Here is a 23,055-nt window from a genome sequence, read left to right on the forward strand (position 1 = left end):
ATTCAGTCTTCCGCCTCCAGCAGCGCGGCCAGACCAGAGCGGTAATCGGGATAGATCGGTTGCCAGCCCAACGCCGCCTTGGCGTGATCGTTCCGGACCTTCTTGCTCTCCGCGTAAAAGCTGCGAGCCATGGGGGTCATCTCGGCCTTGTCGAAGTCCACCGCCGGGGGCAAGGGCAGGCCCAAAAGCGCGGCGGCATGGCCGATCACATCCTGCGGCGGGGCCGGATCATCGTCACAAAGGTTATAGATCGCCCCCGGCTGCGGTTTGGCCAGCGACAGGTCCAGGGCTTGGGCGATATCCTCCACATGAATACGCGAGAAGACCTGCCCGGGCTTGATGATGCGCCGCGCCGTGCCTTTGCGCACCTTGGCGAATGGTCCGCGCCCGGGGCCGTAAATGCCCGCGAGCCGGAAAATATGCAGCGGCAGGCCGGGGATCGCACTCCATGCCGCTTCCGCCTGCACCCGCGCCGCGCCGCGCCGGGTGGAGGGGGTGAGCGGTGTCGTCTCATCCACCCAATCGCCCCCATGGTCACCGTAAACACCGGTGGTCGACAGATAGCCAACCCACCGCAAATGGGGGGCCGCCGCGGTGATTTCATCCTGTAAATCCAGCAGAACCGGATCCCCCTCCGGCCCCGGCCCGGCAGAGACCAATAGGTTGGGCACCTCTTGCAAAAGCGGAGACAGATCGCTGCCGGGCCAGACCATCGGCTCCACCCCCGTCGCTGCGATCTCATCCAGTTTTTCGCGGCTACGGGTCGTGCCAATGATGCGCCAGCCCTGCGGGAGCAACCGGGCCGCCAAGGCCCGCGCGCTATAGCCATGGCCGAGGGAAAGAAGCGTTTTATCCATACCGCCAAAGTGGCCCGCTTGGGCCGCAACCACAAGCGGCAAGCGGTGGATTTACTCTTTCAGGAGGTCGATCCGCTGCGATCATTAGAACCTGCGCGATTAACCCCGGTGCTCCGTTGGTAGCGAGCCTGCCATGCACTTCGCTATGAGGACCTTCGCAATGCCTCAGGCGGGGCGAACCCCTCAACCCAACGGTAGACCACCTGACGCGCCAGCGCTTCGTCATTCGCCACCAGCGCTTCGCGCAGATCTCGCAGGGCAGAGGCGATTTCGAGTTCGTGCAGCCCGTTTTCCCGCGCGGAATAGATTTTGGGATGGGCCGTATTGATCAGCAGACCGCTCAACGTGAGCTCTTCGGTCATCTTTTCGCCGGGGCGCAGACCGGTGATCTCAATCTCGATATCGCCATCGGGGTTGTCTTCGTCCCGCACCGTGTATCCGGCGGTCTCGATCACCTGCCGGGCCAGTTTGAGGATCGGCACGGGTTTGCCCATGTCCAGAACAAAGACCTCGCCCCCTTGGGCCAGCGATCCGGCCTGTAGGACCAAGCGCACGGCCTCTTCGACCGTCATGAAGTAACGCGCCACCCCGCGGTCCGTCACCGTCAACGGGCCACCGCGGCTGACCTGCTCTTGGAACAGTGGCACGACCGACCCGGAGGACCCCAGAACATTGCCGAAGCGGACCATGGAGAAGATGACACCGCCCGGACCGCCATATTTGCGCGCCATATCCTGAATGACGAGTTCGGCAAGCCGCTTGGACCCGCCCATGATATTGGTCGGGCGCACGGCCTTGTCGGTGGAAACGAGGATGAAACGCTCCACCCCCGCCCGGGCCGCCTGTTCGGCCAGAGCATGGGTGCCGAGGACATTGTTCACCAGCCCCGACAGCGGGTTCGCCTCGACCAAGGGCACATGTTTATAGGCCGCGGCATGAAGGACCACATTGACCCCGTGTTGCGACAGCACTTTGCGCAGCTGCCGGGTATCCGTCACCGTCCCCAAGACCGAAACGATTTCGATATCGCTGCCCTCGGCCAACTGGCGGATCTCCATGTCGGCGTTATAGAGGGCCAGTTCGCTCAACTCGAAAAGCACCAGTTTGGTGGGCCGACAAAGCAACACTTGGCGGCACAGTTCCGACCCGATGGAGCCGCCTGCCCCCGAGACGAAAACCACTTTACCCGCATAGCTCTCGCCCCCTTCGTTGATCAAAGGGGTGACCTCATCCCGGTTCAAAAAGCGGCTCGGAGAGACGGGGGAGAGCTTGTCGACCAAAGCCTCTTCGCCGATCAGCTGCGCGAAGGAGGGGAGGGTCTGCACCTCAAGACCTAGCTTTTCCAACCGCCGAGCGATCTGGGCCTGTTTGGGGGTGCTGAGCGAAGGCACGGCAAGCAGCACGCGGTCGATCTGCTTTTCGACGGTAAGTTCAGCGATGCCCCCTGGGGAATAGACCGGCAGCTTCGAGACGTTGAGCCCCTGAAGCGCGATATTGTCATCAACAAAAGCAATCGGTTCGATCGTTTCATGGCCGCGCAGGGCCGAAACCAGTTGCGTCCCCGTGGTGCCTGCGCCGTAGATCAAAACGCGGCACCGCGCGTCGCCCGTCCGGTAGATTTGCAACACGATATGCAACAAGATGACCCGCGACAGGACCACCAGAGAGAAAAAGATCGCCCCGAACATCACATGTACGCCGATTGGGAAATCCAGTCCCAGAAGGGTCGCGCCCAGCAGAGATACGGCCGCAAGGATAGTCCCGAGTATTGCGGTGCTTCCGACCGCTGCGGTCTCGTAGGCGTTGAGTTGTGTTGTGCAAACCCCCAAGCGGATCGAAACGATTACGCCGACGATCAGGGTAATGGGTAGCGTGAGGGCATAATTCAACAAGGCATCGACGAAGGGTTCAGGTAGCCCGCGCACCGCCAGAGCGATGATGGCAGCTAACAGGATCAGGCAGGAGTCAAGCGTCAGCATGATCACGCGCTTTTGCCGCTTGGTCAGCGACTTGATAATGCTCAGCATGCGCCGTCTCCTGCTTACGAGTATATTAGCCGCAGCGCGGCCGAAACCTATTAGTAGCTCTCTTTTGTCCATGGAGCTTTTCGAGAGCGCCAAGAAGCGCAAAAACAGTAAATAGCGCTTAATGTATCACCATTCGAATCTGCATTCGCTTAAATTTTCAGCAAATAATGCCATGATTTTGTGAGGAACACCAATTCTTAACTAATTTGCCCGTCAACACTCTGCTGACAACCACAAACATTAACTGCTGCGAAAGAGGTTGCTAATGGTTTGAAACACCAGATCAAAGTCGTAGCATATGCTTTGATGGCGCTGATAGATCAGATCAAGCTGCGCCTTGCGCGGGACGCAGGTGCGACAATAGACACGATCGGTCTCTGCTGCGGTCTCGCAGTGCGACAGCAGCCGTTCTTCATGTTTGTGGTAGCGGATCGTGGCCAATCCGGTCACGCCGGGCCGGGATTTCAGGACTTCGGCATAGACCTCGGGAAAACGCTCAACATATTCGCGCAGCGGCGGGCGGGGGCCGACAAAGCTCAGATCACCGCGCAGGATGTTCCACAGCTGGGGAAACTCATCCAAGCGCCGCGCCCTGAGCCATGCGCCCGTGGGGGTGATCCGCGCGGCCTTGTTGCCGCCCGATACGCCCTGATCCTCTTCGGCCACAGTCATCGTGCGCAGTTTCCAGAGCTTGAAACTCTCTTCCGGCGTTTTCATCCGTTCGGCCACATGGAAAAGTGGCCGCCCCTCTTTGACCAGCAGCCAGACCAGCAAGCCCAGCAGGATCGGCCCCAAGATGACAACGAGAAGGCTGGCGAAGAACAGATCGAAAATGCGCTTGCGCCAAGTCATTGATGGGTCTTCATCGTTTGTTCATATCCTGCTGCCATTCCTGCACCAAACCGGCGGGCGTTTGAGTTTCTGGCGTGAAATCGACGTGGCGTTCAAGTGCATTCGTATCCAGCCGCACCTCGGGAATGGCAGCGGCAGGGGCGGGTTTGGGCTCCCACGCCAGCCCCGCCGCATCCAGCAACGCGCCCATTTCCACCGCGCCGGGGGCCGCGATGTTCAGAATGGGCGGCAGTTTGACTGCTTGGCAAAGCGCGTGAAGCACCCGCGCCAAGGTCACCGGCCCGATGTAACTGCGGCTTGGCGTGCGACCATTGGGGAAGCGATCAATTTGCATGCCCGGCCGCCAGCCGCCGAGGATCGCATCCGCCCCCGCTACGTTGCCGATCCGTAGCGCGGTGACTGCGGTCTCGCCGCTCGCCTCTTGCACCGCCTTTTCCATCGCAAGCTTCTGTCGGCCGTAGTCCGACAGCGGAGCGCAGGACAGGTCCTCTCGCAGCGGGCCGTCCTCTGCACCGTAGACCGCCGCCGATGAGGCGACGATAAGCCGCGGGACCCCCGCCGTCTCTGCCAGTTTCAGCGCAGCTAAGGCGAGGGTCGCGTTATCTCCCAAGGCAGCACCCCCAGCCCCCGCCCGGGCTGGCGTCACACCCGCCAAAGAGATGATCGCTCCTGCCCCACTTGCGGCTGCGAGGGCTGCATCGCTTGGGCTCTCTTCCGCATTCGGCAGCTTGAGATCATAAAAGCCGGGCCGCGGCTCTCTCGACTGGCTGCGCAGCGCCTCCGGCTCTGGCCAATGGCGGCGCAGCATGCCGCCCAGCCGCCCCGTCGCGCCAAGCAAAAGCACATCGCCAGATGCCAGAACCCTGCCCGAAAGCGCATTGCCCATTGAAATCATTGACGCCATAAGTTCAGTCATTATCCTGTCGAATTAGAATTGTAATCATAGGCCGCGCAGGCAGCATTCTGCGAGACCCGTTATTTTACATTAGACATTGATCAAATACCCCGGTTTGCCGGTAAAACATTCGGAAGCGATGCGCATCTTATGAAGCACCTCAGCAAGCTGTTCCTCTCGATCCTGCTGGCATCTTCTCTCGCGGCCTGCGCAAACCTTCCGCGCGGTGCCGCCATTCAGAAAGAGGTGACACGGGCGGCGGAGACTCCAGATGCGGATATCGCTGTCTATCCGGTAACCCATGCCTTTCTGCCCCATGTTGCCCATTGGCCCCGAACCGATAGTAAGCGCCATAGTTGGATCGGCGCCAGCCGGGGATCGAATGCCCAAGTCATCCGCCCCGGCGATCGGCTGGACCTTTTGGTCTGGGACAGCGGCGATAACTCCTTGCTGACCTCTCCGGCTCAACAAGTCGCCACACTGCCCGGCATTCGCGTCTCGGAAAGCGGGACCATCTTCATGCCCTATATCGGCAAGGTCAAAGTCTCTGGCCGCACACCGGATTCGGCCCGTCAATTGCTTCAACGGCAGCTTGAGGGGATCGTGCCCTCCGCACAGGTGCAACTGGCGATGACCGAAGGACGCGGCAATTCGGTGGACCTCGTGGGCGGGGTCAACAAGCCCGGCAACATCCTGATGCCAGACAACAACTTCACCGTTCTCGCTGCAATCTCAGCTGGCGGCGGCGTGCTCTCCAGTATCGAAAACCCGCAGGTCAAACTGCTGCGCGGCGCCAATATCTATACCACCTCGATCGACCGGCTTTACGAGAACCCAAGCCTCGACACCCGGCTGATCGGGGGCGATAAGCTGATCATCGAAGATGACCGCCGCTACTTCCTGTCGCTGGGTGCCGCCGGGCGGGAGGCACAGTTTCCCTTCAACCGCGACGAAGTCTCGGCACTGGATGCATTGGCAATCATCGGCGGGGTGAACGAATCCCGCGCCGATCCCGAAGGCATCCTGATCCTGCGCGAATACCCCGCCAGCGCGGTGAGTGCGGGCGTGCGCGGCCCGCGCCGCACGCGGGTGGTGTTCACGCTGGATCTGACCACATCCGACGGGCTGTTCTCGGCGCGGAATTTCCATATTCAATCCGGCGATCTGGTGCTCGCGACGGAAAGCCCGCTGTCGGACACCCGCACCATTCTGGGCCTTGTCGGTTCGGTCTTCGGGCTGGTGAATACCGCCGGCAACCTCAGCAACTGACCCTAGCCGATCCGCTTGCCCTCGGGCACCAATGCGTTGATCTGCGCGAGGTGTTCGGGCAAGCAGCGGGTCAGGAAATCGTAATTCTCAACCACATGGGCCCGCGCCGCCGGGCCGAGATGGGCGTGATCCTGCGGATGGGCGAGCACCTCTACCACCTGCGCTGCCAACGCATCGGGGTCGAAGAAATCCACCAGCAGGCCGGTTTCACCGTGGGTCACGGCCTCGCGCACCGGGGCCACGTCAGAGGCGACGATCGTGGCCTGCATCGACATGGCCTCGAGCAAGGACCAAGACAGCACGAAGGGCATCGTCAGATAGATGTGACAGCGGCTGATCTGCACGAGCTTCTTGAAGTCGGGATAGGGCACTTTGCCCACGAAATGCACGCGGTCCCAATCGACCCTATCCTGCAACTCCGCCGCCATCTCTCCGCGCAGACCGCCGGGGTGATCGCTCTGCTTGCCGTAGGAGACCTCATTGCCGCCGACGATCACCACCCGCGCATGGGGCCGCTCGGCCAAGATACGCGGCAGGGCGCGCATCATCGTGTGAAAGCCGCGGGTCTTTTCCAGATTGCGCGCGACATAGGTGATGATCTCATCCTCGCGCGTGACGGGCCGCGCCAAACGCCCTAGACGCAGGCTCACATCTGGGTCGGGCAAGAGCTGATCGGTGCGGATGCCATCATGACAGACATAAAGCTTGCGGTGAAAGCTCTCGGGAAAACGGTCGCGCTGCCAATAGGTCGGGCAATGGCCCAGATCGACGGTTTCAATATTGGCCAGCGGTACGATGTTGCGGGCATGGTTGAGGTAGGGCGCATGGGCCGAGATTTTCTCGGCTGGGTCAAAGCCCACCATCCCGCCGGTCATGTTATAGTAATACTCGAAATAACCGATGATCGGCACATCCGGCCAAAGCTGTTTGAAGAAACTCAACTCCCCCCAGCCGACGTGACCAATGATGATGTCAGGGCGAAATCCCTCTCGCGTTTCGATCTGCTGGGCGGCGTTGACGGCACCGAACCCATTGCCTGAGGCTTCCTCCCAAATGCGCGAGAGACCATAGGCCTTCTCGTCGGGGCGGTGATGGGGCCGGTAGACACGGGTTTCGACCCCCGGCAGCTGCGGCGCATTTTGACGTTGGGTCAGAAAATAAATGCGATGCCCGCCCGCCTGCGCCAGCCATTGTATCAACTCCCGGTATTGGCCGGGCATGTTCTGGTGCACAAAGAGAAAATTCATATAATCGTTCCGTAAATGCCTTGCGCGCCAGTTAGCCGCAAGCGGCGCGCTCTGGCAACATCGCGCGCCCTTTCCGATGGCGTGATCGCTTGAACCTCCCCCGGCCCTATGTCACCTTTGGACATGACAGATAAAACGTTCCCCTCTTGGCCCGATGTGGCCGCGCAATTGGTCGAGGTCGCCGCCGGACGGCGCGCGGCCGATACGATTATCACCGGCGGCACATGGGTGAATGTGCACACCCGCGAATGCCTGCCCGACCATGACATCGCCATCGCCGCCGGGCGCATCGCCTTCGTCGGGCCTGATGCCAGCCATTGCCGCGGCGATGATACCCATATCATCGAGGCCAAGGGCCGCTACATGGCGCCCGGCCTTTGCGACGGGCATATGCATATCGAGAGCACGATGCTCACCCCCGCCGAGTTCGCCCGCGCCGTGATCCCGCATGGCACCACCTCGGCCTTCACCGACCCGCATGAGATCGCCAATGTGCTGGGCCTCGACGGCGTGCGCATGATGCATGACGAAGCGTTGATGCAGCCCATCAACATCTTCACGCAGATGCCATCCTGCGCGCCTTCCGCCCCGGGGCTGGAAACCACGGGTTTTGAGATCACCGCCGAGGACGTGGCAGAGGCAATGACGTGGCCCGGCATCGTGGGTCTGGGCGAGATGATGAACTTTCCGGGCGTCAGCAACGCCGATCCGCAGATGCTGGCCGAAATCGCGGCCACGCAACGCGCGAACAAGACCGTGGGCGGGCATTACGCCTCCCCTGACCTCGGCCCCGCCTTCGCCGCCTATGTGGCAGGCGGCCCGGCGGACGATCACGAGGGCACCTGCGAGGCCGACGCCGTGGCGCGGATGCGGCAGGGCATGCGCTCGATGATCCGACTCGGTTCTGCGTGGTACGACGTGAAGACGCAGATCACCGCGATCACCGAGAAAGGGCTCGATCCGCGCAACATGATCCTGTGCACCGATGACAGCCACTCGGGCACCATCACCAACGAGGGCCACATGAACCGCGTGCTGCGCCATGCCATCGACTGCGGCTGCGACCCGCTGGTGGCGCTGCAGATGGCAACGCTCAACACCGCCACGCATTTCGGGCTGGAACGCGAGATCGGCTCGCTCACCCCGGGCCGCCGCGCCGACGTGATCCTGACCTCGGACCTTTCGAGTTTCCCGGTCGAGATGGTGATCGCCCGGGGCGAGGTCGTGGCCGAAAGCGGCGACTGCCTTGTCGATTGCCCGCATTACGACTGGCCCAGCAGCGCGCGCAACACCGTGAACATGGCGCGCGACCTCGCGGCGGCGGACTTTGACATCCCCGCCCCCGAGGGCGCCAATGCCGTCACCGCCAATGTCATCGGCGTGGTCGAGAACCAAGCCCCGACACGGGCGCTGAAGTTCGAACTGCCGGTGACCGAAGGCCGCGTGCAGGGCACCGGCGAGGTCTGCCAGATCGCGCTGGTCGAGCGCCACCGCGCCACCGGCACGGTGACCAACGCCTTCGTCTCGGGCTTCGGCTACGAGGGGCGCATGGCGATGGCCTCGACCGTGGCGCATGACAGCCACCATATGATCGTCGTCGGCACCGATGCCGAGGAGATGGCCCGCGCCGCCAACCGGTTGCGCGAAGTGGGTGGTGGCATCACCATCTTCCGCGAGGGCGAGGAACTGGCGCTGGTGGCTTTGCCGATCGCCGGGCTGATGTCCGACCGCCCCGCCGCTGAGGTCGCCGCCGATGCCGAAGCCCTCGTTCAGGCGATGATCGACTGTGGCTGCAAGCTGAATAACGCCTATATGCAGCACTCGCTTCTGGCCCTCGTGGTGATCCCCGAACTGCGGATCTCGGACCTTGGGCTGGTCGATGTGCAGAAATTTGAAATCATACCTTTGTTAGAGCCGCAAACATGACAACGATCCTGACCCCGGACACCCCGAACCCGGAAAGCTTCCGCGATGCGACCGCTGCCGTGGACCGTCTGACCGAACTCTATCAGCAGGCCACCACCTTCTTGCGGGAGTCTTTTGCCAAGGCGATGGAGAGCTCGGCCCCCGATGCCCGCGTCCGCGCCTTTTACCCTGAGCTGCGGTTTCGCACCTCCTCCTATGCGCATGTGGATACGCGGCTGTCTTTCGGGCATGTCTCCTCTCCCGGCACCTTTGCCGCGACGATCACCCGGCCCGATCTGTTTCGGAACTACCTGATCCAGCAAATCGGCCTGTTGATCGAAAACCACGACCAGCCGGTGATTGTCGGCCCTTCGACCACGCCGATCCCGGTGCATTTCGCCATGTCCGGCGATAACGCGCTGAACGTGCCGCAGGAGGGGGCGGCGGACTTCACCCTGCGCGATGTCTTTGACGTGCCGGATCTGTCGACCACCAATGACGATATCGTCAACGGCACCTATGTGCCCGAGGATGACGTGCGCCCGCTTGCACCCTTCACTGCGCAGCGGGTCGATTACTCCCTCGCGCGGCTGGCGCATTACACGGCCACGGATCCTGAGCATTTCCAGACCCATGTGCTGTTCACCAACTACCAGTTCTATGTGACGGAGTTCGAGCAATACGCCCGCGAGATGCTGCGCGACCCGGAAAGCGGCTATACCGCCTTCGTCTCGACCGGCAATGCCGAGATCACCGACCCCGATGCGCCCTTGGCCGAAACGCTGAAGACGCCGCAGATGCCGACCTATCACCTCAAGCGGGCGGATGGGTCGGGTATCACGCTGGTCAACATCGGCGTCGGCCCGTCCAACGCTAAAACGGCGACGGACCACATCGCCGTGCTGCGCCCCCATGCTTGGCTGATGGTCGGCCACTGTGCCGGGCTGCGCAATACGCAGGCTCTGGGCGACTTTGTGCTGGCGCATGGCTACCTGCGCGAGGATCACGTTCTGGATGACGACCTGCCGGTCTGGGTGCCGATCCCGGCGCTGGCCGAGATCCAGATCGCGTTGGAGCAGTCGGTGGCGCAGGTCACGCAGTTGGAGGGCTATGAGCTCAAGCGCATTATGCGCACCGGCACCGTCGCCACCATCGACAACCGCAACTGGGAACTGCGCGACCAATCCGGCCCGGTGCAACGGTTAAGCCAATCCCGCGCCGTGGCGCTGGATATGGAAAGTGCCACCATCGCGGCCAACGGCTATCGCTTCCGGGTGCCCTATGGCACGTTGCTATGCGTGTCGGACAAACCGCTGCATGGGGAGTTGAAACTGCCCGGCATGGCCTCGGACTTCTACAAAACCCAAGTCGCCCGCCATCTGATGATCGGCATCCGCGCCATGGAGTTGCTGCGCCGCATGCCGCTGGAGCGGATCCACAGCCGGAAACTTCGGTCCTTCGACGAAACGGCGTTCCTATAGGGCTAGAAACAGCGGAAAATCGCATGTTTTCGCGTTTATAGCGCCACAATTCGTTGTGTTATCCCACAACATACCGTTACATTCCGGCCATGAGGCCCTAAAAAGCGGGCAGTCTAAGGAGAATAAAATGGCAAAACCGATGACCAAGACCCAGCTCGTTGCTGCTCTGGCAGAAGAGATGGACACCGACAAGAAATCCGCAGGCGCAGCGCTCGACGCCGTTTGCAACCTGATCACCCGTGAAGTGTCCGCCGGCGGTGCCGTGACCCTGCCGGGCGTTGGCAAAATCTATTGCCGTGAGCGCCCCGAGCGGATGGTCCGCAACCCCGCCACTGGCGAACAGTTCAAGAAAGACGCCGACAAAGTGGTCAAGATGACCATCGCGAAAGCGCTGAAGGACAGCGTGAACGAGTAAGCCTTGGGCTGAGCGTTTACGAAAGGGTCGTCTTCGGGCGGCCCTTTTTTGTTGTGGGATTGATGGAGGGCCATCGCCTCCGGCTTGTTTCCGGGCCGGGTGGCACATCTTACCAAACCCACCTTGCCCTCCCCCTACAAACCCGCCATTCCTTAGCAAGTTCAGCACAGGGGGCATTTCATGGACATCCGCGCAATTCTCATGGGGCTGGCCTTTGCCGTGATGTGGTCCTCGGCCTTCACCTCTGCCCGCATCATCGTGATGGACGCCTCGCCCCTGCTGGCCCTTTCCCTGCGCTACCTGATCTCGGGCCTGATCGGCGTTGGCATCGCGCTGGCCTTGGGGCAAAGCTGGCGGCTCACCCCCGCGCAATGGCGGGCGACGATCATTTTCGGCGTGCTGCAAAACGCGGTCTACCTCGGCCTTAACTTCATCGCCATGCAGACCATCGAGGCGTCCCTCGCCGCGATCATCGCCTCGACCATGCCGCTGCTCGTCGGCTTCGCCGCTTGGGCCTTCTTGGGTGAAAAACTGCGCCCTCTGGGCATCGCAGGGCTGTTTGCCGGTGTCATCGGCGTCGCCATCATCATGGGCGCGCGCTTGGGCGGGCAAGTAGACCTCTATGGCCTCATCCTCTGCGCCATCGGCGTTGTGGCCCTCACCGCCGCCACCCTGTTGGTGCGCGGCGCGACCTCGGGCGGAAACTTCTTGATGGTTGTGGGCCTGCAAATGCTCGTCGGTTGCGTTGCCCTCTCCATCGCCACCGCGCTGTTCGAAACACCCCGCATCGACCCCAGCCTGCGCCTGACGCTTGCCTTCGCCTATACCTGCCTCGTGCCCGGCTTGGCCGCCACTGTGGTCTGGTTCTGGCTGGTCAACCGCATCGGCGCCACAAGGGCGGCGACCTTTCACTTCCTCAACCCCTTCTTCGGCGTGGCCATCGCAGCGCTGCTGCTGGGCGAAACGCTGGGGCCGCGCGACATCCTTGGCGTCGCGATCATCGCGGGCGGCATCCTCGCCGTCCAAGTCTCGCGCCAGCGCAGGGCATAACGCCAGTGTGAGGCGCACCCCCTTTGAATTTCACCGCCACACCCCATCTAATAGGCCAAGCCCATGAACGGAGGACGCCATGCCGCAATACGAGAAAACCAATGCCGCGATTGACGCGCTGAGCCCCGAAGAATTCCACGTTACCCAACGCAGCGGCACCGAACGCCCCGGCACCGGCAAATACCTCGACAATAAGGAACCGGGCATCTACGTCGACATCGTTTCGGGCGAGCCGCTCTTTGCCTCTTCGGACAAATACGAAAGCGGCTGCGGCTGGCCGAGCTTCACCAAACCGATCGAGCCTGCCTATGTCGAAGAGTTGGAAGACGCCTCGCTCGGCATGGTTCGCACGGAAGTGCGCAGCAAACATGGAGACAGCCACCTTGGCCACGTCTTCCCCGATGGCCCGCCCGACCGGGGCGGGCTGCGCTATTGCATCAATTCCGCCTCCCTGCGCTTCATCCACCGTGACGACATGGAAGCCGAAGGCTATGGCGAATATCTCAACCAAGTGGAGAATGTGACATGACAACCGAACGCGCAATATTGGCCGGTGGCTGCTTCTGGGGCATGCAGGACCTGATCCGCCGCCGCCCCGGCGTGGTCTCGACCCGCGTCGGCTATACCGGCGGCGACGTGCCTAATGCGACCTACCGCAACCACGGCACCCATGCCGAAGGGATCGAGATCATCTTCGACCCCGCGAAGACCTCCTACCGCGAGTTGCTGGAATTCTTCTTTCAGATTCACGACCCGACCACGGTGAACCGTCAGGGTAACGACATCGGGATGAGCTACCGTTCGGCGATCTACTACGTGAACGACGAACAGAAAGCCGTCGCCGAAGACACCATCGCCGATGTCGAAGCCTCCGGCCTCTGGCCCGGCAAAGTGGTGACCGAGGTTGAGCCCGTGGGCGACTTCTGGGAGGCCGAGCCCGAGCATCAGGACTATCTTGAGCGGCTGCCCAACGGCTATACCTGCCACTTTCCGCGCGCCGATTGGGTGCTGCCCAAACGCGACGCCGCAGAATGAAGCGCTGCCCCCGGCCCCGCGCCGGGGGTTAGCCCACCGCAACCCGCGGGCGGCCCGAAGCTTCGACGGTCAGCGCGGCCTCGACGAAAACCTCCCGCCCCTCGACATCCGCCAGCCGGATATCCCGCGTAACATGACATTCAATCTCCGCCGCCCCGGCTGCCCCCGCGCGAGCACGGGCGGCTTCGGTCAAAGCGCGCTCCGCTTGGGACAAAGCGCCTTCAGCGGTCGGGAAATCCTGCGGGCCATTAGCGAGGTGGAGGCGAAACACCCCCTCTTGCGGTACGGTGATGGTCGCGCTTTCGCGCATGGTGACCCGGCCCACCACTGCGCCTATGGCATTGGCGACATGGGCGTATTTGGGCAAGATCATCTCACTGCTCAGCCTTTTGCCCACCGCCGGATAGTAGGTCGCCGCCGAGGCGCCCAGGCCCACCATAGGTAAGTTCAGCCCCGCATCGATCCGCAGCACGCCGCGATGGCCCGAGAGGCCGCGCTGCATCAGCACATGGCGCGCCAGAACCTCTGGCGGCAGGTCGAAACCGGGTTTTTCTTCGGCAAATGCGGTCTCTAACAGGGCCAAGGTCGTCTGGTCGGTCAATCGGTCGAGGATGATCTGAGCGAGGTCATCAGGATCAGGACAGAACCGCATCCCCGACCCGCCGCGCTTGCGCCCGAACAGGGTCAACGCCTTGCGCGCGGCATCGGCATCCCATGCAGAAAGATGCCCCGTCACATGGCTCGCATCCGTGGGCGTCACCCCTGCCAGTTGCACCAACCCGCGTGCGACCAACCGCGCCAAAGCGCTTTGGTCGACCCGGTTGCGCAGCACATCCCCCAAGGGCCAGACATCGCCACCGATCCGCTCCAACAGCGCCATGTCGCGCGGGGCCAGACCTTCGGCCCCCTGCCCCTCTACGGCGCGGACAAAGCGGCCGTCATGCTCTGCCACCACGCTGCGGCGCAGCTGCGCGTCCAAGGCGTTATGCACCACCTCCGGCGCGGCGACCGCGATGAGAGAGATCGGCAGCAGGCGCTTCGGCCCAAGAGTCACGCCTGCGGTTAGACCCTGAGACGTGAAATGCACCTCGCTGTCGCCGCCCAGCCCATGGGTGCGCATCGCGACCGCCTCGGCCATGGTGCGGTAGGGACCGACCTGCGCGCCCGCCGGGTCAATCGCCGGGCGACCGTCGCGCAATAGGGCCACATCGGTCGTTGTGCCGCCGATATCCGACACCAGTGCCGTCTCTGCCCCGGTCAACCACCGCGCGCCCACCAGCGACGCCGCAGGGCCGCTGAGGATGGTCTCGATGGGCCGTTCGCGGGCCTGCGCGCTCGACATCAGCGCGCCATCACCGCGCACCACCATCAACGGCGCGTGGATGCCCAGATGGCGCAATTGATCCTCCGCCCGGCCAATCAGCAGGTCGATCATGCCGATCAACCGCGCGTTCAACAGCGCCGTGAGCGCCCGCTTCGGCCCGTTCAGCTTGGCCGAGAGACTGTGAGAGGCCGAGACGGGGCGCCCCGTGACCTCTGCCACCAGCTCTGCGACCCGCTGCTCATGCGTGGGGTTGCGCGTGGCGAATTGGCTGGCCACGGCAAAGCCGCTGACCTCGGCCTTATGCGTCTCTAAAAAGGCGATCAGGGCCGGTTCGTCCAGTGGTGCAACCTCGGCCCCCGCGTGGTCATGGCCGCCAGAGAGCAGCAGACAAGGGTCCCCCCGCAGCGCCTCCGACAGCCCATGCGCCTCAAGGTCAGCCGCGCGAAACCCGACATAGATCAACGCCACGCGTCCGCCCTGCCCCTCGACCAGCGCATTGGTCGCCAAGGTGGTGGAGAGGGAGGCCATCGCGATCTCTTCCGCCGCCACGCCGGATTGGGCCAAAACCGCGCTGACCGCCTTGCCCACGCCCACGGCCAGATCGGCACGGGTCGTCAGCGCCTTGGCGGTGGCGATCACCTCTGTCTCATCGCGGATCAGCACCGCATCGGTATAGGTGCCGCCCGTGTCCACGCCCAATAACACCGCCATGCGCGTGCCTCCTATGCCAAACGCGCTGCCGCCCAACGCGCGGCATCGGCCACGGTGGGGTCAGCGTCTTCGGTCAGAGATTGCGCCACGGGGCGCAGCCGCGCCAGCCCGGAATTGCCGATGGCATAAAGCACGTTGCGCACGAAACGATCCCGCCCGATCCGTTTGATCGGAGAGCCGGAATAGCGCGCGCGGAAAGCGGTATCGTCAAGGCCCGCAAGCTCGGCCAGATCGGCGGGCTGCACCGCCGGACCGTGATAGCGCATATCGCTGGCCGCCACGGCGAACTTGTTCCACGGGCAAGCGGCAAGGCAATCGTCGCAGCCATAGATCCGGTTGCCCATCTTCTCGCGCAGGTCCAGATCGACCGGCCCTTTGTGTTCGATCGTCAAATAGGAAATGCAGCGCCGCGCGTCGAGTTGATAGGGCGCAGGGAAAGCATCCGTTGGGCAAGCCTCAAGACAGGCCCGGCAAGAGCCGCAGTGGTCCATCTCTCGCACATCTGGGGGCAGATCGAGCGTCGTAAAAACAGAGCCTAAAAAGGCCCAATTGCCGAACTTTCGGCTGAGGAGGTTGGTATGTTTGCCCTGCCAGCCCAGCCCGGCGGCCTGTGCCAAAGCCTTTTCCGGCACGGGAGCGGTATCGACGAAAACCTTCACCTCCGGGTCCAGCGCGCGCGCCTCTTCCATAAGCCACCGCGCCAGCCGCTTCAGCCGCTTCTTGACGATATCGTGGTAATCGCGCCCCTGTGCGTAGACCGAAATCCCGCCCTTGTCGGGATGCTCCAACACCGCGCGGGGGTCATGTTCGGGGGTGTAGCTTTCGGCCAGCATGATGACCGACCGCGCCTCGGGCCAGAGGGCGGCAGGGTTGCCGCGCCAATGCATGCGCTCTTCCATCCAGCCCATCTGTCCGTGAAACCCGGCCTCGACAAAGCGGGCGAGCCGTTCGGGCACTTCGGGCACGTCTTGGGGGCGGCAAATGCGGCAGGCGACAAAGCCTTCCTCAAGCGCCCGGGCCACCACCCGCGCCTTGAGAGCCTCCGGCCCGGGTTCGGCGCGGGGGGCGGCAGGCATCAGAAGTCGAGGTTGTTGTAATGCAGCGGAGGCGGGAAGCCCGGCAGTTGATCGGCGAGGATCGAGCGGAAAGCCGGGCGCGACTTGATCTTGGCGTACCAATCCTTGACCACGTCAGAGCGGTTCCAATCCACGTCTGAGATATAGTCGAGCGAGGACAGATGCGCGGCGGCGGCGAAATCGGCCAGCGTCATCACATCGCCCGCCAGCCAGCGGCGGTGATCCAGCAGCCACGCCATGTAGTCGAGGTGATATTTGATCGCCTTGGCCCCGGCCTTGACGTTCTTGCTGTCCGGGTAGCCCTGTTTGGTGACCTTCTTGTTGACCCGCTCATACAGCAGTTTCGAGGTCACCTCGTCGTGGAACTTGTCGTCGAACCAACTGACCAAACGCCGCACTTCCAAGCGCTGCACCGGGTCGTTGGGCAGCAAGGACGCCTCGGGGCGGGTCTCTTCGATATATTCACAGATCGCGGCGCTTTCCGCCATCATGATCCCGTCGAGCCGCAGCACAGGCACCTTGCCCGCCGGGTTGCGGCGCAGGAAATCGGGGTCTTGCTCCCAATAGCGCTCCTCGACCAGTTCCACCTCGATCTTCTTCTCCCCAAGGCTGAGCCGCACCTTGCGGCAGAAGGGGGACAAGGGAACGTGAAACAAGCGAGCCGTCATATAAAGTCCGTGTGGTTAAAGGGATTGCACTCTTCCATGCCTGCTGGCGCGAGGATTTTCAACTCTCGAAACAGGCGGCGCGACCGTCCGCGCGGATGGTCGCCGCCCCGTCCATGATCTGGGCCGTGCGCTTGCGGGTAAAGTCACCGGGGCGCGAGGCGGAACGCTCTTTCGGGTCGGGCAGGATCGCGGCAAGGCGGGCGGCCTGCGTGGCGCTCAGGTCTGCCGCCGCGACGCCAAAGTAATGCGGCGCCGCCGCACCAACGCCAAAGACACCTTCGTCAAACTCGGCCACATTCAGATAGACCTCGATGATCCGCCGCTTGGGCCAGAGGGTTTCGACCAGCGGGGTCATCCCGGCTTCAAGCGCTTTGCGCAGCCACGACCGGCCATGCCAGAGGTAGACGTTCTTGACCGTCTGCTGGCTGATCGTCGAGGCCCCGCGGGCCGACCCGTTCTCGATCGCGGTACGAATCGCCTGCATGTCAAAACCCCAGTGGTTGCAAAAATTCGCATCCTCCGCCGCCACGGCGGCGCGGGCCATCACGGGGGCGATCTGTTCCAGCGGCACCCAGTCCCGCTGCACCCCGCCCAAACGGCGCGATTCCGAGAACATGTAGAAACCCGTGGGTGGATTGACGAAGCGGAACAGCAGCACCAACAGCACCGCCAAGAGAAAGGCCAGCGCCAGGGCGCGCAAGGCCCAACGGCGCGCGCGTTTCTTGAGCGAGGGGCTGCTCTTGCTCGATTTCTTACCCTTGGGGGCGGTCTTTTTCCGTGTCGCCATGGATCAGCTATAGGCCGTCTGCGGGATTTTGTGAACGGCTCTCGCGCGCGGTGATCTCTTGCGCGAGGTAGGCCCCGATCCGGGCAGAGCCTCGGGCCGAGGGGTGCACGTTGTCGCGAGCGAAGAGCCCGCGATCCCCCCGGTCGATCACGTCTTCGGAATCGACGAAATGGACCCCGGGGCGGCGCGCGGCGAAGCGGGCGATGCGGGATTCGATTTCGACCAGATCATCACGGCAGCCCGCGAAGGCGCCCGAACCGGAGCCCGCGTAATAGCCCATCCACATGACCTGCGCGCCGGTCTGGGCGCGGAGGCGTTGCAGGAAGGCAGGGATGCTGCCGCTTTGACCATCCGGCGCAATCAGCGCATCGACAGCGGCTCCGCAGGCGCCACAGCCGCAATCGGCGTTCAGGTCATTCGCGCCGCCATTGACCACCACCCAGTTCCAGCGTCCGCCGGGGAACTGTTGCTGGATGTCAAAGCCGACGGCGGAGGCCACGGTCGAGGCATTGTCGAACTGAGCGCCCGGCACGGCGCGGCTGGTGACGTTGCGGCCCGTTTGACTGGCGATGACATCGGGGATGGCGCGGCCCCCGTTCCACGCCATGATGGAATCGCCCAAGATGAGGATGTCACCCCCGCCGCGCGGGGCGGTGTCGGTGCAAGCGGCAAGGCCGGTGACTAGGGCGAGGGCGACTAGGATTTTATGCATGGGGTCCTCCGATGCGGAGGAAGTAGCGCATCCCGTCCCGTCTACCACCCCGCCCCGGAAGCAAGCCGTAGGTGCCGGGCCATTGCCTGCCCGCCCGGACGGGTAGGCGATGGCCCTCCCCGCGCGACCGGAGCCGCGCGGGGCAAAGATTACTCCGCCGGAACCGCGGTTTCTTCCACGCTGAGCGGCGCGGGCAGATGCACCAACATCTCCTTCGGGCAAACCTGCAAGAAGTTGTGCTTCTCGGTCTCCCAATGCTGAAGGATATCAGCGGCCTTGCGGCTCTTGGTCTCGGCGACATGGCGCTCCAGCAGACCGTGCAACTGATCGAGCCAATGATCGACGGTGACCGGGCAGGTCACGATGGTCTCGGCATTCATCAACTTATGGGCCGAGCCTTCGGGATCATAGAGATAGGCCATCCCCCCGGTCATCCCGGCAGCAAAGTTCGCGCCGATCTCACCAAGGATCACCGCCACACCGCCGGTCATATATTCGCACCCGTTGCTGCCGCAGCCTTCGATCACCACATACGCGCCCGAGTTGCGGACGGCGAAACGCTCGCCCGCCCGGCCCGCGGCAAAGAGGTATCCCGCCGTCGCGCCATAGAGCACCGTGTTGCCAATGATCGTATTCTCCGACGCCACCACGGGGCTTGCCATCGAAGGCCGCACCACGATCGTGCCACCCGACAGACCCTTGCCGACATAGTCATTGGCATCGCCCGAGACTTCGAGCTTGAGCCCCGGTGCGGCGAAGGCCCCCAGTGACTGCCCAGCCGAGCCGGTCAGCTTCACCGTCAGGTGATCCGGTTGCAGCGAATTGCGCATCCCGAAGCGCTTGACGATATGGCTCGACACCCGCGTGCCGACGGTCCGGTGCGTGTTTTGGACGGCATAGGACAGTTGCATCTTCTCACCGTCCTCAAGGAAGCGCGCGGCATCGCGGACGATCTGCGCGTCCAGCGTGTCGAGCACAACCTGACGCGGCTTGTCGCGGTCATAGACGTTCTCATTCGCGCCATCGACGGTGATCAACAGCGGGTTCAGGTCGAGATCATCAAGGTGCGCCGAGCCTCGGCTGACCTGCGTCAGCAGGTCCGCACGGCCGATGACCTCATCAAGGCTGCGCGCCCCGATGGAGGCGAGGATTTCCCGCACCTCCTGCGCGTAGAAGGTGATGAGGTTCACGACCTTATCCGCATTGCCGGTGAACTTGCCGCGCAGCGCTTCGTCCTGCGTGCAGACGCCGACGGGGCAGGTGTTGGACTGGCACTGGCGCACCATGATGCAGCCCATGGCGATGAGCGCGGCGGTGCCGATGCCGTATTCCTCGGCCCCCATCATCGCGGCCATGACGATGTCACGCCCAGTGCGCAGGCCGCCATCGGTCCGCAGGGTCACCCGGTCGCGCAGGTTGTTCATCGACAGGACCTGATGCGCCTCGGTGAGGCCCATCTCCCACGGCAGACCCGCGTATTTGATCGAGGTCGCAGGCGATGCCCCGGTGCCGCCGTTGTGGCCCGAGATCAGGATGATGTCGGCCTTGGCCTTGGCTACGCCGGCAGCAATTGTACCAACACCACTCGAAGCGACGAGCTTAACGGTTACCTTGCAGCGCGGGTTGATCTGCTTGAGGTCGTAGATCAACTGCGCGAGGTCTTCGATCGAGTAGATATCATGGTGCGGCGGGGGCGAAATCAGGGTTACCCCCTTCGTCGAATGCCGCAGCCGCGCGATCAGGTCGGTGACCTTCATGCCCGGAAGCTGGCCACCCTCACCGGGCTTGGCACCCTGCGCGACCTTGATCTCCAACTCTTCACACTGGTTGAGATACTCTGCCGTCACGCCAAAGCGACCCGAAGCAACCTGCTTGATCTTGGCTGACGGGTTATCGCCATTGGCTTCCGGCACGAAATGCGCCGGATCCTCGCCGCCCTCACCGCTGTCGGACTTCGCCCCGATGCGGTTCATCGCCACGTTCAGCGTCTTATGCGCCTCAGGCGACAGCGCCCCCAGCGACATGCCCGGCGTTACGAAACGCTTGCGGATTGAGGTGATGCTTTCCACCTCCTCCAACGGCACCGGGTTGCCGCGCGGCTTGATGTCCAAAAGGTCGCGCAGATGGATCGGCGGATTGCTCTGCATCTTTTTCGAATACTGCTGCCACATCTGGTAGGACGCTTTGTTGCAGGCCATTTGCAGCATGTGCATGCTGCTCGCCTCCCAAGCGTGTTTCTCACCCGAGCGGCGCAGCTTGTAGAAGCCACCGATGGGCATCACGACACCGTCGCCCTGCCAGCCCTTGGCGTGGACTTCCTCGGCCTTGCGCTGGATGCCGACGACACCGATGCCTGAGATGCGGCTGGTCATGCCGGGGAAATACTCGGCACACATGGCACGGGACAGGCCCACTGCCTCGAAGTTCAGACCACCGCGATAGGACGAGATCACGGAAATCCCCATCTTCGCCATGATCTTGAGCAGACCTTGGTCAATCGCCTCACGGTATTTCTGCACCGCCTGCGTCAGGGTCATGTCCAGCAGCCCGCGCTCAATCCGGTCGGCGAGGGAATCCTCGGCCAGATAGGCGTTCACCACGGTCGCACCGCAGCCCACCAGCACGGCGAAGTAATGCGGATCGACACATTCGGCAGAGCGCACGTTAAGCGAGGTAAAGGTCCGCAACCCCTTGCGCACGAGGTGGCTGTGCACCGCGCTGGTGGCGAGGATCATCGGCATCGCCACGCGGTCAGCACCGCTGTGCTGATCGGTCAGCACCAGATGCCCCGCGCCCGAGCGCACGGCGTCTTCCGCCTCGGCCCGGATGCGCGCCAGACCGGCGCTCAGATTGCCGTTGCCGGGCTCGAAGGTGCAGTCGATGGTGACGGTATGCACTTTGAACTGGGCCATCAGCTCATCGAACTGCGCGTTGCCCACAAAGGGGCTGTCGAGCACGATGATTTCGGTCTGCGAGCTGTCTTCGTCGAGCACGTTCTTGAGGTTGCCGAACCGTGTCTTGAGGCTCATCACCCGGAATTCGCGCAAGGAGTCGATCGGCGGGTTGGTGACTTGGCTGAAGTTCTGGCGGAAGAAGTGGCTCAGCGGGCGGTACTGGCCGCTGAGCACCGCCGAAGGCGTGTCGTCGCCCATCGAGGCCAGCGTTTCCTTGCCGTCTTCGGCCATCGGCGCGAGGATCTGTTCCAATTCTTCGATGGTATAGCCCGCGGCCACCTGACGGCGGCGCAACTCGGCCCCTTCGAACAGCGGTTTTTCGGTGACACCGGCAAGGACACCATCCATCTCGGTGATCTTGCCGACCCATTCGCCGAAGGGCTGGTTGGCGGCTAGTTTGTCTTTGATTTCGGTATCGTGGAAGAGTTTGCCCTCTGCCATATCCACCGCGATGATCTGGCCGGGGCCAAGCGCGCCCTTGGCCACGACGCGCGCCTCGTCCAGCGGCACCATCCCGGCCTCGGAACCGGCGATCAACATGCCGTCCGAGGTTTCGACATAGCGCATCGGGCGCAGCCCGTTGCGGTCAAGCCCGGCGCAGACCCAGCGGCCATCGGTCATCGCTAGGGCGGCGGGACCGTCCCAAGGCTCCATGACGGAGTTGCAATAGGAATACATGTCGCGCCATGCCTGCGGCAGTTCCACGGCCTGTTTGGACCAGGATTCCGGCACCAACATCGTCTTGGCCATTGGCGCGGAGCGGCCCGCGCGCACCAGCACTTCAAACACGGAATCAAGCGCCGCGGAGTCGCTGGAGCCGGAGGCCACGATCGGCTTGATGTCCTCGGCCATCTCGCCAAAGGTCGCGCTCGCCATGCGGATCTCATGGCTCTTCATCCAGTTCATATTGCCCTTGAGGGTGTTGATCTCACCGTTATGGGCCAACATGCGGAAGGGCTGCGCCAACCACCACTGCGGGAAAGTGTTGGTGGAATAGCGCTGGTGATAGATCGCGAAGGCGCTAATGAATTTGTCGTCTTTCAGGTCGGGATAGAACTCCGCCACCTGTTCGGCCAACATCATGCCCTTATAGATGATCGAGCGGCAGGACATCGAAGCGATATACATCTGCGGCACCTGCGCCGCGATGGCGGCTTTCTCAATGCGGCGGCGGATCACGTAGAGCTCGCGCTCAAAGGTCTCTTCATCCACGCCCTTGGCGTTGGAGATCAGGATCTGCTCAATCTCGGGCCGGGTCGCATTGGCCTTTTCACCCAGCACCGAGATGCCGACCGGCACATGCCGCCAGCCATAGATGTAGTAACCCATGCGGAGAACTTCGGTCTCCACGATGGTCCGGCATGTCTCTTGCGCGGCGAAATTGGTGCGCGGCAGGAAGACTTGGCCCACGGCGATCAACTCGTCCTCACGCGGGGTGTGACCGGTGCGGCGGACTTGTTCATAGAAGAAGGGCACAGGGATCTGCACATGAATGCCCGCGCCATCGCCGGTCATGCCGTCGGCATCGACCGCGCCGCGGTGCCAGATCGCCTTGAGCGCGTTGATCCCATTGACCACAACCTCGCGGGTCTTCTCGCCATTGATGTTGACCACAAGGCCCACGCCGCAGGAGGAATGCTCTTCCTCGAAACTATACATGCCCTTTTCGGCCATCATCGCGCGTTTGGCTTCTTCGCGGGCCACCCAGGCGTCATCATATTTGGTCATGGCTTGGTTCCTTCCACAAACGCCGCAAATCCTGCTTTGACTTGGGCCTTGGTTTTGTTCTC

The 23,055-nt window shown here is 62.9% G+C and carries 18 protein-coding genes; 7 read left to right on the plus strand and 11 right to left on the minus strand.

Annotated features, from left to right (window positions below; all coding sequences use genetic code 11):
- Positions 1–2: 2 nt before the first annotated feature.
- The 4 genes from ACGYLO_RS01050 to ACGYLO_RS01065 all read right to left on the minus strand — a co-directional run bounded on the left by ACGYLO_RS01050 (position 3) and on the right by ACGYLO_RS01065 (position 4,640).
- Positions 3–857, minus strand: a complete 855-nt coding sequence (locus ACGYLO_RS01050; protein WP_271688747.1) for an SDR family oxidoreductase — start codon at positions 855–857, stop codon at positions 3–5.
- A gap of 143 nt (positions 858–1,000) precedes the next feature.
- Positions 1,001–2,884 (minus strand): nucleoside-diphosphate sugar epimerase/dehydratase, encoded by a 1,884-nt coding sequence (locus ACGYLO_RS01055; protein ID WP_271688746.1) that lies wholly within the window; start codon positions 2,882–2,884, stop codon positions 1,001–1,003.
- A gap of 240 nt (positions 2,885–3,124) precedes the next feature.
- Entirely contained in the window at positions 3,125–3,736 is a 612-nt protein-coding gene (locus tag ACGYLO_RS01060) for a sugar transferase (protein WP_271688745.1), read from the minus strand.
- A 10-nt stretch (positions 3,737–3,746) separates the two neighbouring features.
- Positions 3,747–4,640, minus strand: coding sequence for an NAD(P)-dependent oxidoreductase (locus tag ACGYLO_RS01065; protein ID WP_276154384.1), 894 nt, complete (start codon positions 4,638–4,640; stop codon positions 3,747–3,749).
- A 141-nt stretch (positions 4,641–4,781) separates the two neighbouring features.
- Here ACGYLO_RS01065 and ACGYLO_RS01070 point away from each other — a divergent pair, with 141 nt between their 5' ends.
- Complete coding sequence (locus tag ACGYLO_RS01070; RefSeq protein ID WP_271688742.1) at positions 4,782–5,900, plus strand: polysaccharide biosynthesis/export family protein; 1,119 nt, start codon at positions 4,782–4,784, stop codon at positions 5,898–5,900.
- A 2-nt stretch (positions 5,901–5,902) separates the two neighbouring features.
- On the opposite strand, the gene ACGYLO_RS01075 is transcribed toward ACGYLO_RS01070, so the two are convergent.
- Positions 5,903–7,147, minus strand: coding sequence for a glycosyltransferase family 4 protein (locus tag ACGYLO_RS01075; RefSeq protein WP_271688741.1), 1,245 nt, complete (start codon positions 7,145–7,147; stop codon positions 5,903–5,905).
- A 123-nt stretch (positions 7,148–7,270) separates the two neighbouring features.
- Between ACGYLO_RS01075 and ade the strand changes: the two genes are divergently transcribed.
- From ade to msrA, 6 genes are all read left to right on the plus strand, one after another.
- Entirely contained in the window at positions 7,271–9,073 is a 1,803-nt protein-coding gene (gene ade / locus ACGYLO_RS01080; protein WP_271688740.1) for an adenine deaminase, read from the plus strand.
- Positions 9,070–10,533, plus strand: a complete 1,464-nt coding sequence (locus ACGYLO_RS01085) for an AMP nucleosidase (RefSeq protein ID WP_067262140.1) — start codon at positions 9,070–9,072, stop codon at positions 10,531–10,533. Before ade ends, ACGYLO_RS01085 begins: the two co-directional genes overlap by 4 nt.
- Positions 10,534–10,660: 127 nt before the next feature.
- Entirely contained in the window at positions 10,661–10,948 is a 288-nt protein-coding gene (locus ACGYLO_RS01090) for an HU family DNA-binding protein (protein ID WP_007118569.1), read from the plus strand.
- 180 nt (positions 10,949–11,128) lie between these two features.
- A complete protein-coding gene (locus tag ACGYLO_RS01095; protein WP_168612445.1) occupies positions 11,129–11,998 on the plus strand; it encodes a DMT family transporter in 870 nt (289 codons plus the stop codon).
- A gap of 79 nt (positions 11,999–12,077) precedes the next feature.
- Complete coding sequence (gene msrB / locus ACGYLO_RS01100; protein WP_067263849.1) at positions 12,078–12,527, plus strand: peptide-methionine (R)-S-oxide reductase MsrB; 450 nt, start codon at positions 12,078–12,080, stop codon at positions 12,525–12,527.
- Complete coding sequence (gene msrA / locus ACGYLO_RS01105; RefSeq protein WP_271688739.1) at positions 12,524–13,033, plus strand: peptide-methionine (S)-S-oxide reductase MsrA; 510 nt, start codon at positions 12,524–12,526, stop codon at positions 13,031–13,033. The genes msrB and msrA overlap by 4 nt, the downstream gene beginning before the upstream one ends.
- Positions 13,034–13,061: 28 nt before the next feature.
- Here msrA and ACGYLO_RS01110 read toward each other — a convergent pair whose 3' ends face one another.
- The 6 genes from ACGYLO_RS01110 to gltB all read right to left on the minus strand — a co-directional run bounded on the left by ACGYLO_RS01110 (position 13,062) and on the right by gltB (position 22,993).
- A complete protein-coding gene (locus tag ACGYLO_RS01110; protein ID WP_271688738.1) occupies positions 13,062–15,068 on the minus strand; it encodes a hydantoinase/oxoprolinase family protein in 2,007 nt (668 codons plus the stop codon).
- 11 nt (positions 15,069–15,079) lie between these two features.
- The gene (gene queG / locus ACGYLO_RS01115) at positions 15,080–16,144 is read right to left on the minus strand and encodes a tRNA epoxyqueuosine(34) reductase QueG (RefSeq protein WP_271688737.1); all 1,065 of its coding nucleotides are present in this window, start codon (positions 16,142–16,144) and stop codon (positions 15,080–15,082) included.
- Positions 16,144–16,812 (minus strand): glutathione S-transferase family protein, encoded by a 669-nt coding sequence (locus tag ACGYLO_RS01120; protein WP_271688736.1) that lies wholly within the window; start codon positions 16,810–16,812, stop codon positions 16,144–16,146. The genes queG and ACGYLO_RS01120 overlap by 1 nt, the downstream gene beginning before the upstream one ends.
- 58 nt (positions 16,813–16,870) lie before the next feature.
- Positions 16,871–17,599, minus strand: coding sequence for a monofunctional biosynthetic peptidoglycan transglycosylase (gene mtgA, locus ACGYLO_RS01125; protein WP_168612441.1), 729 nt, complete (start codon positions 17,597–17,599; stop codon positions 16,871–16,873).
- Positions 17,600–17,606: 7 nt separating this feature from the next.
- The gene (locus ACGYLO_RS01130) at positions 17,607–18,311 is read right to left on the minus strand and encodes an SGNH/GDSL hydrolase family protein (protein WP_271688735.1); all 705 of its coding nucleotides are present in this window, start codon (positions 18,309–18,311) and stop codon (positions 17,607–17,609) included.
- A 149-nt stretch (positions 18,312–18,460) separates the two neighbouring features.
- Complete coding sequence (gltB, locus tag ACGYLO_RS01135; protein ID WP_271688734.1) at positions 18,461–22,993, minus strand: glutamate synthase large subunit; 4,533 nt, start codon at positions 22,991–22,993, stop codon at positions 18,461–18,463.
- Between the last annotated feature and the right edge of the window lie 62 nt (positions 22,994–23,055).

The organism is Sulfitobacter sp. 1A13353 (assembly GCF_043557255.1).
GTDB lineage: Bacteria > Pseudomonadota > Alphaproteobacteria > Rhodobacterales > Rhodobacteraceae > Sulfitobacter > Sulfitobacter faviae.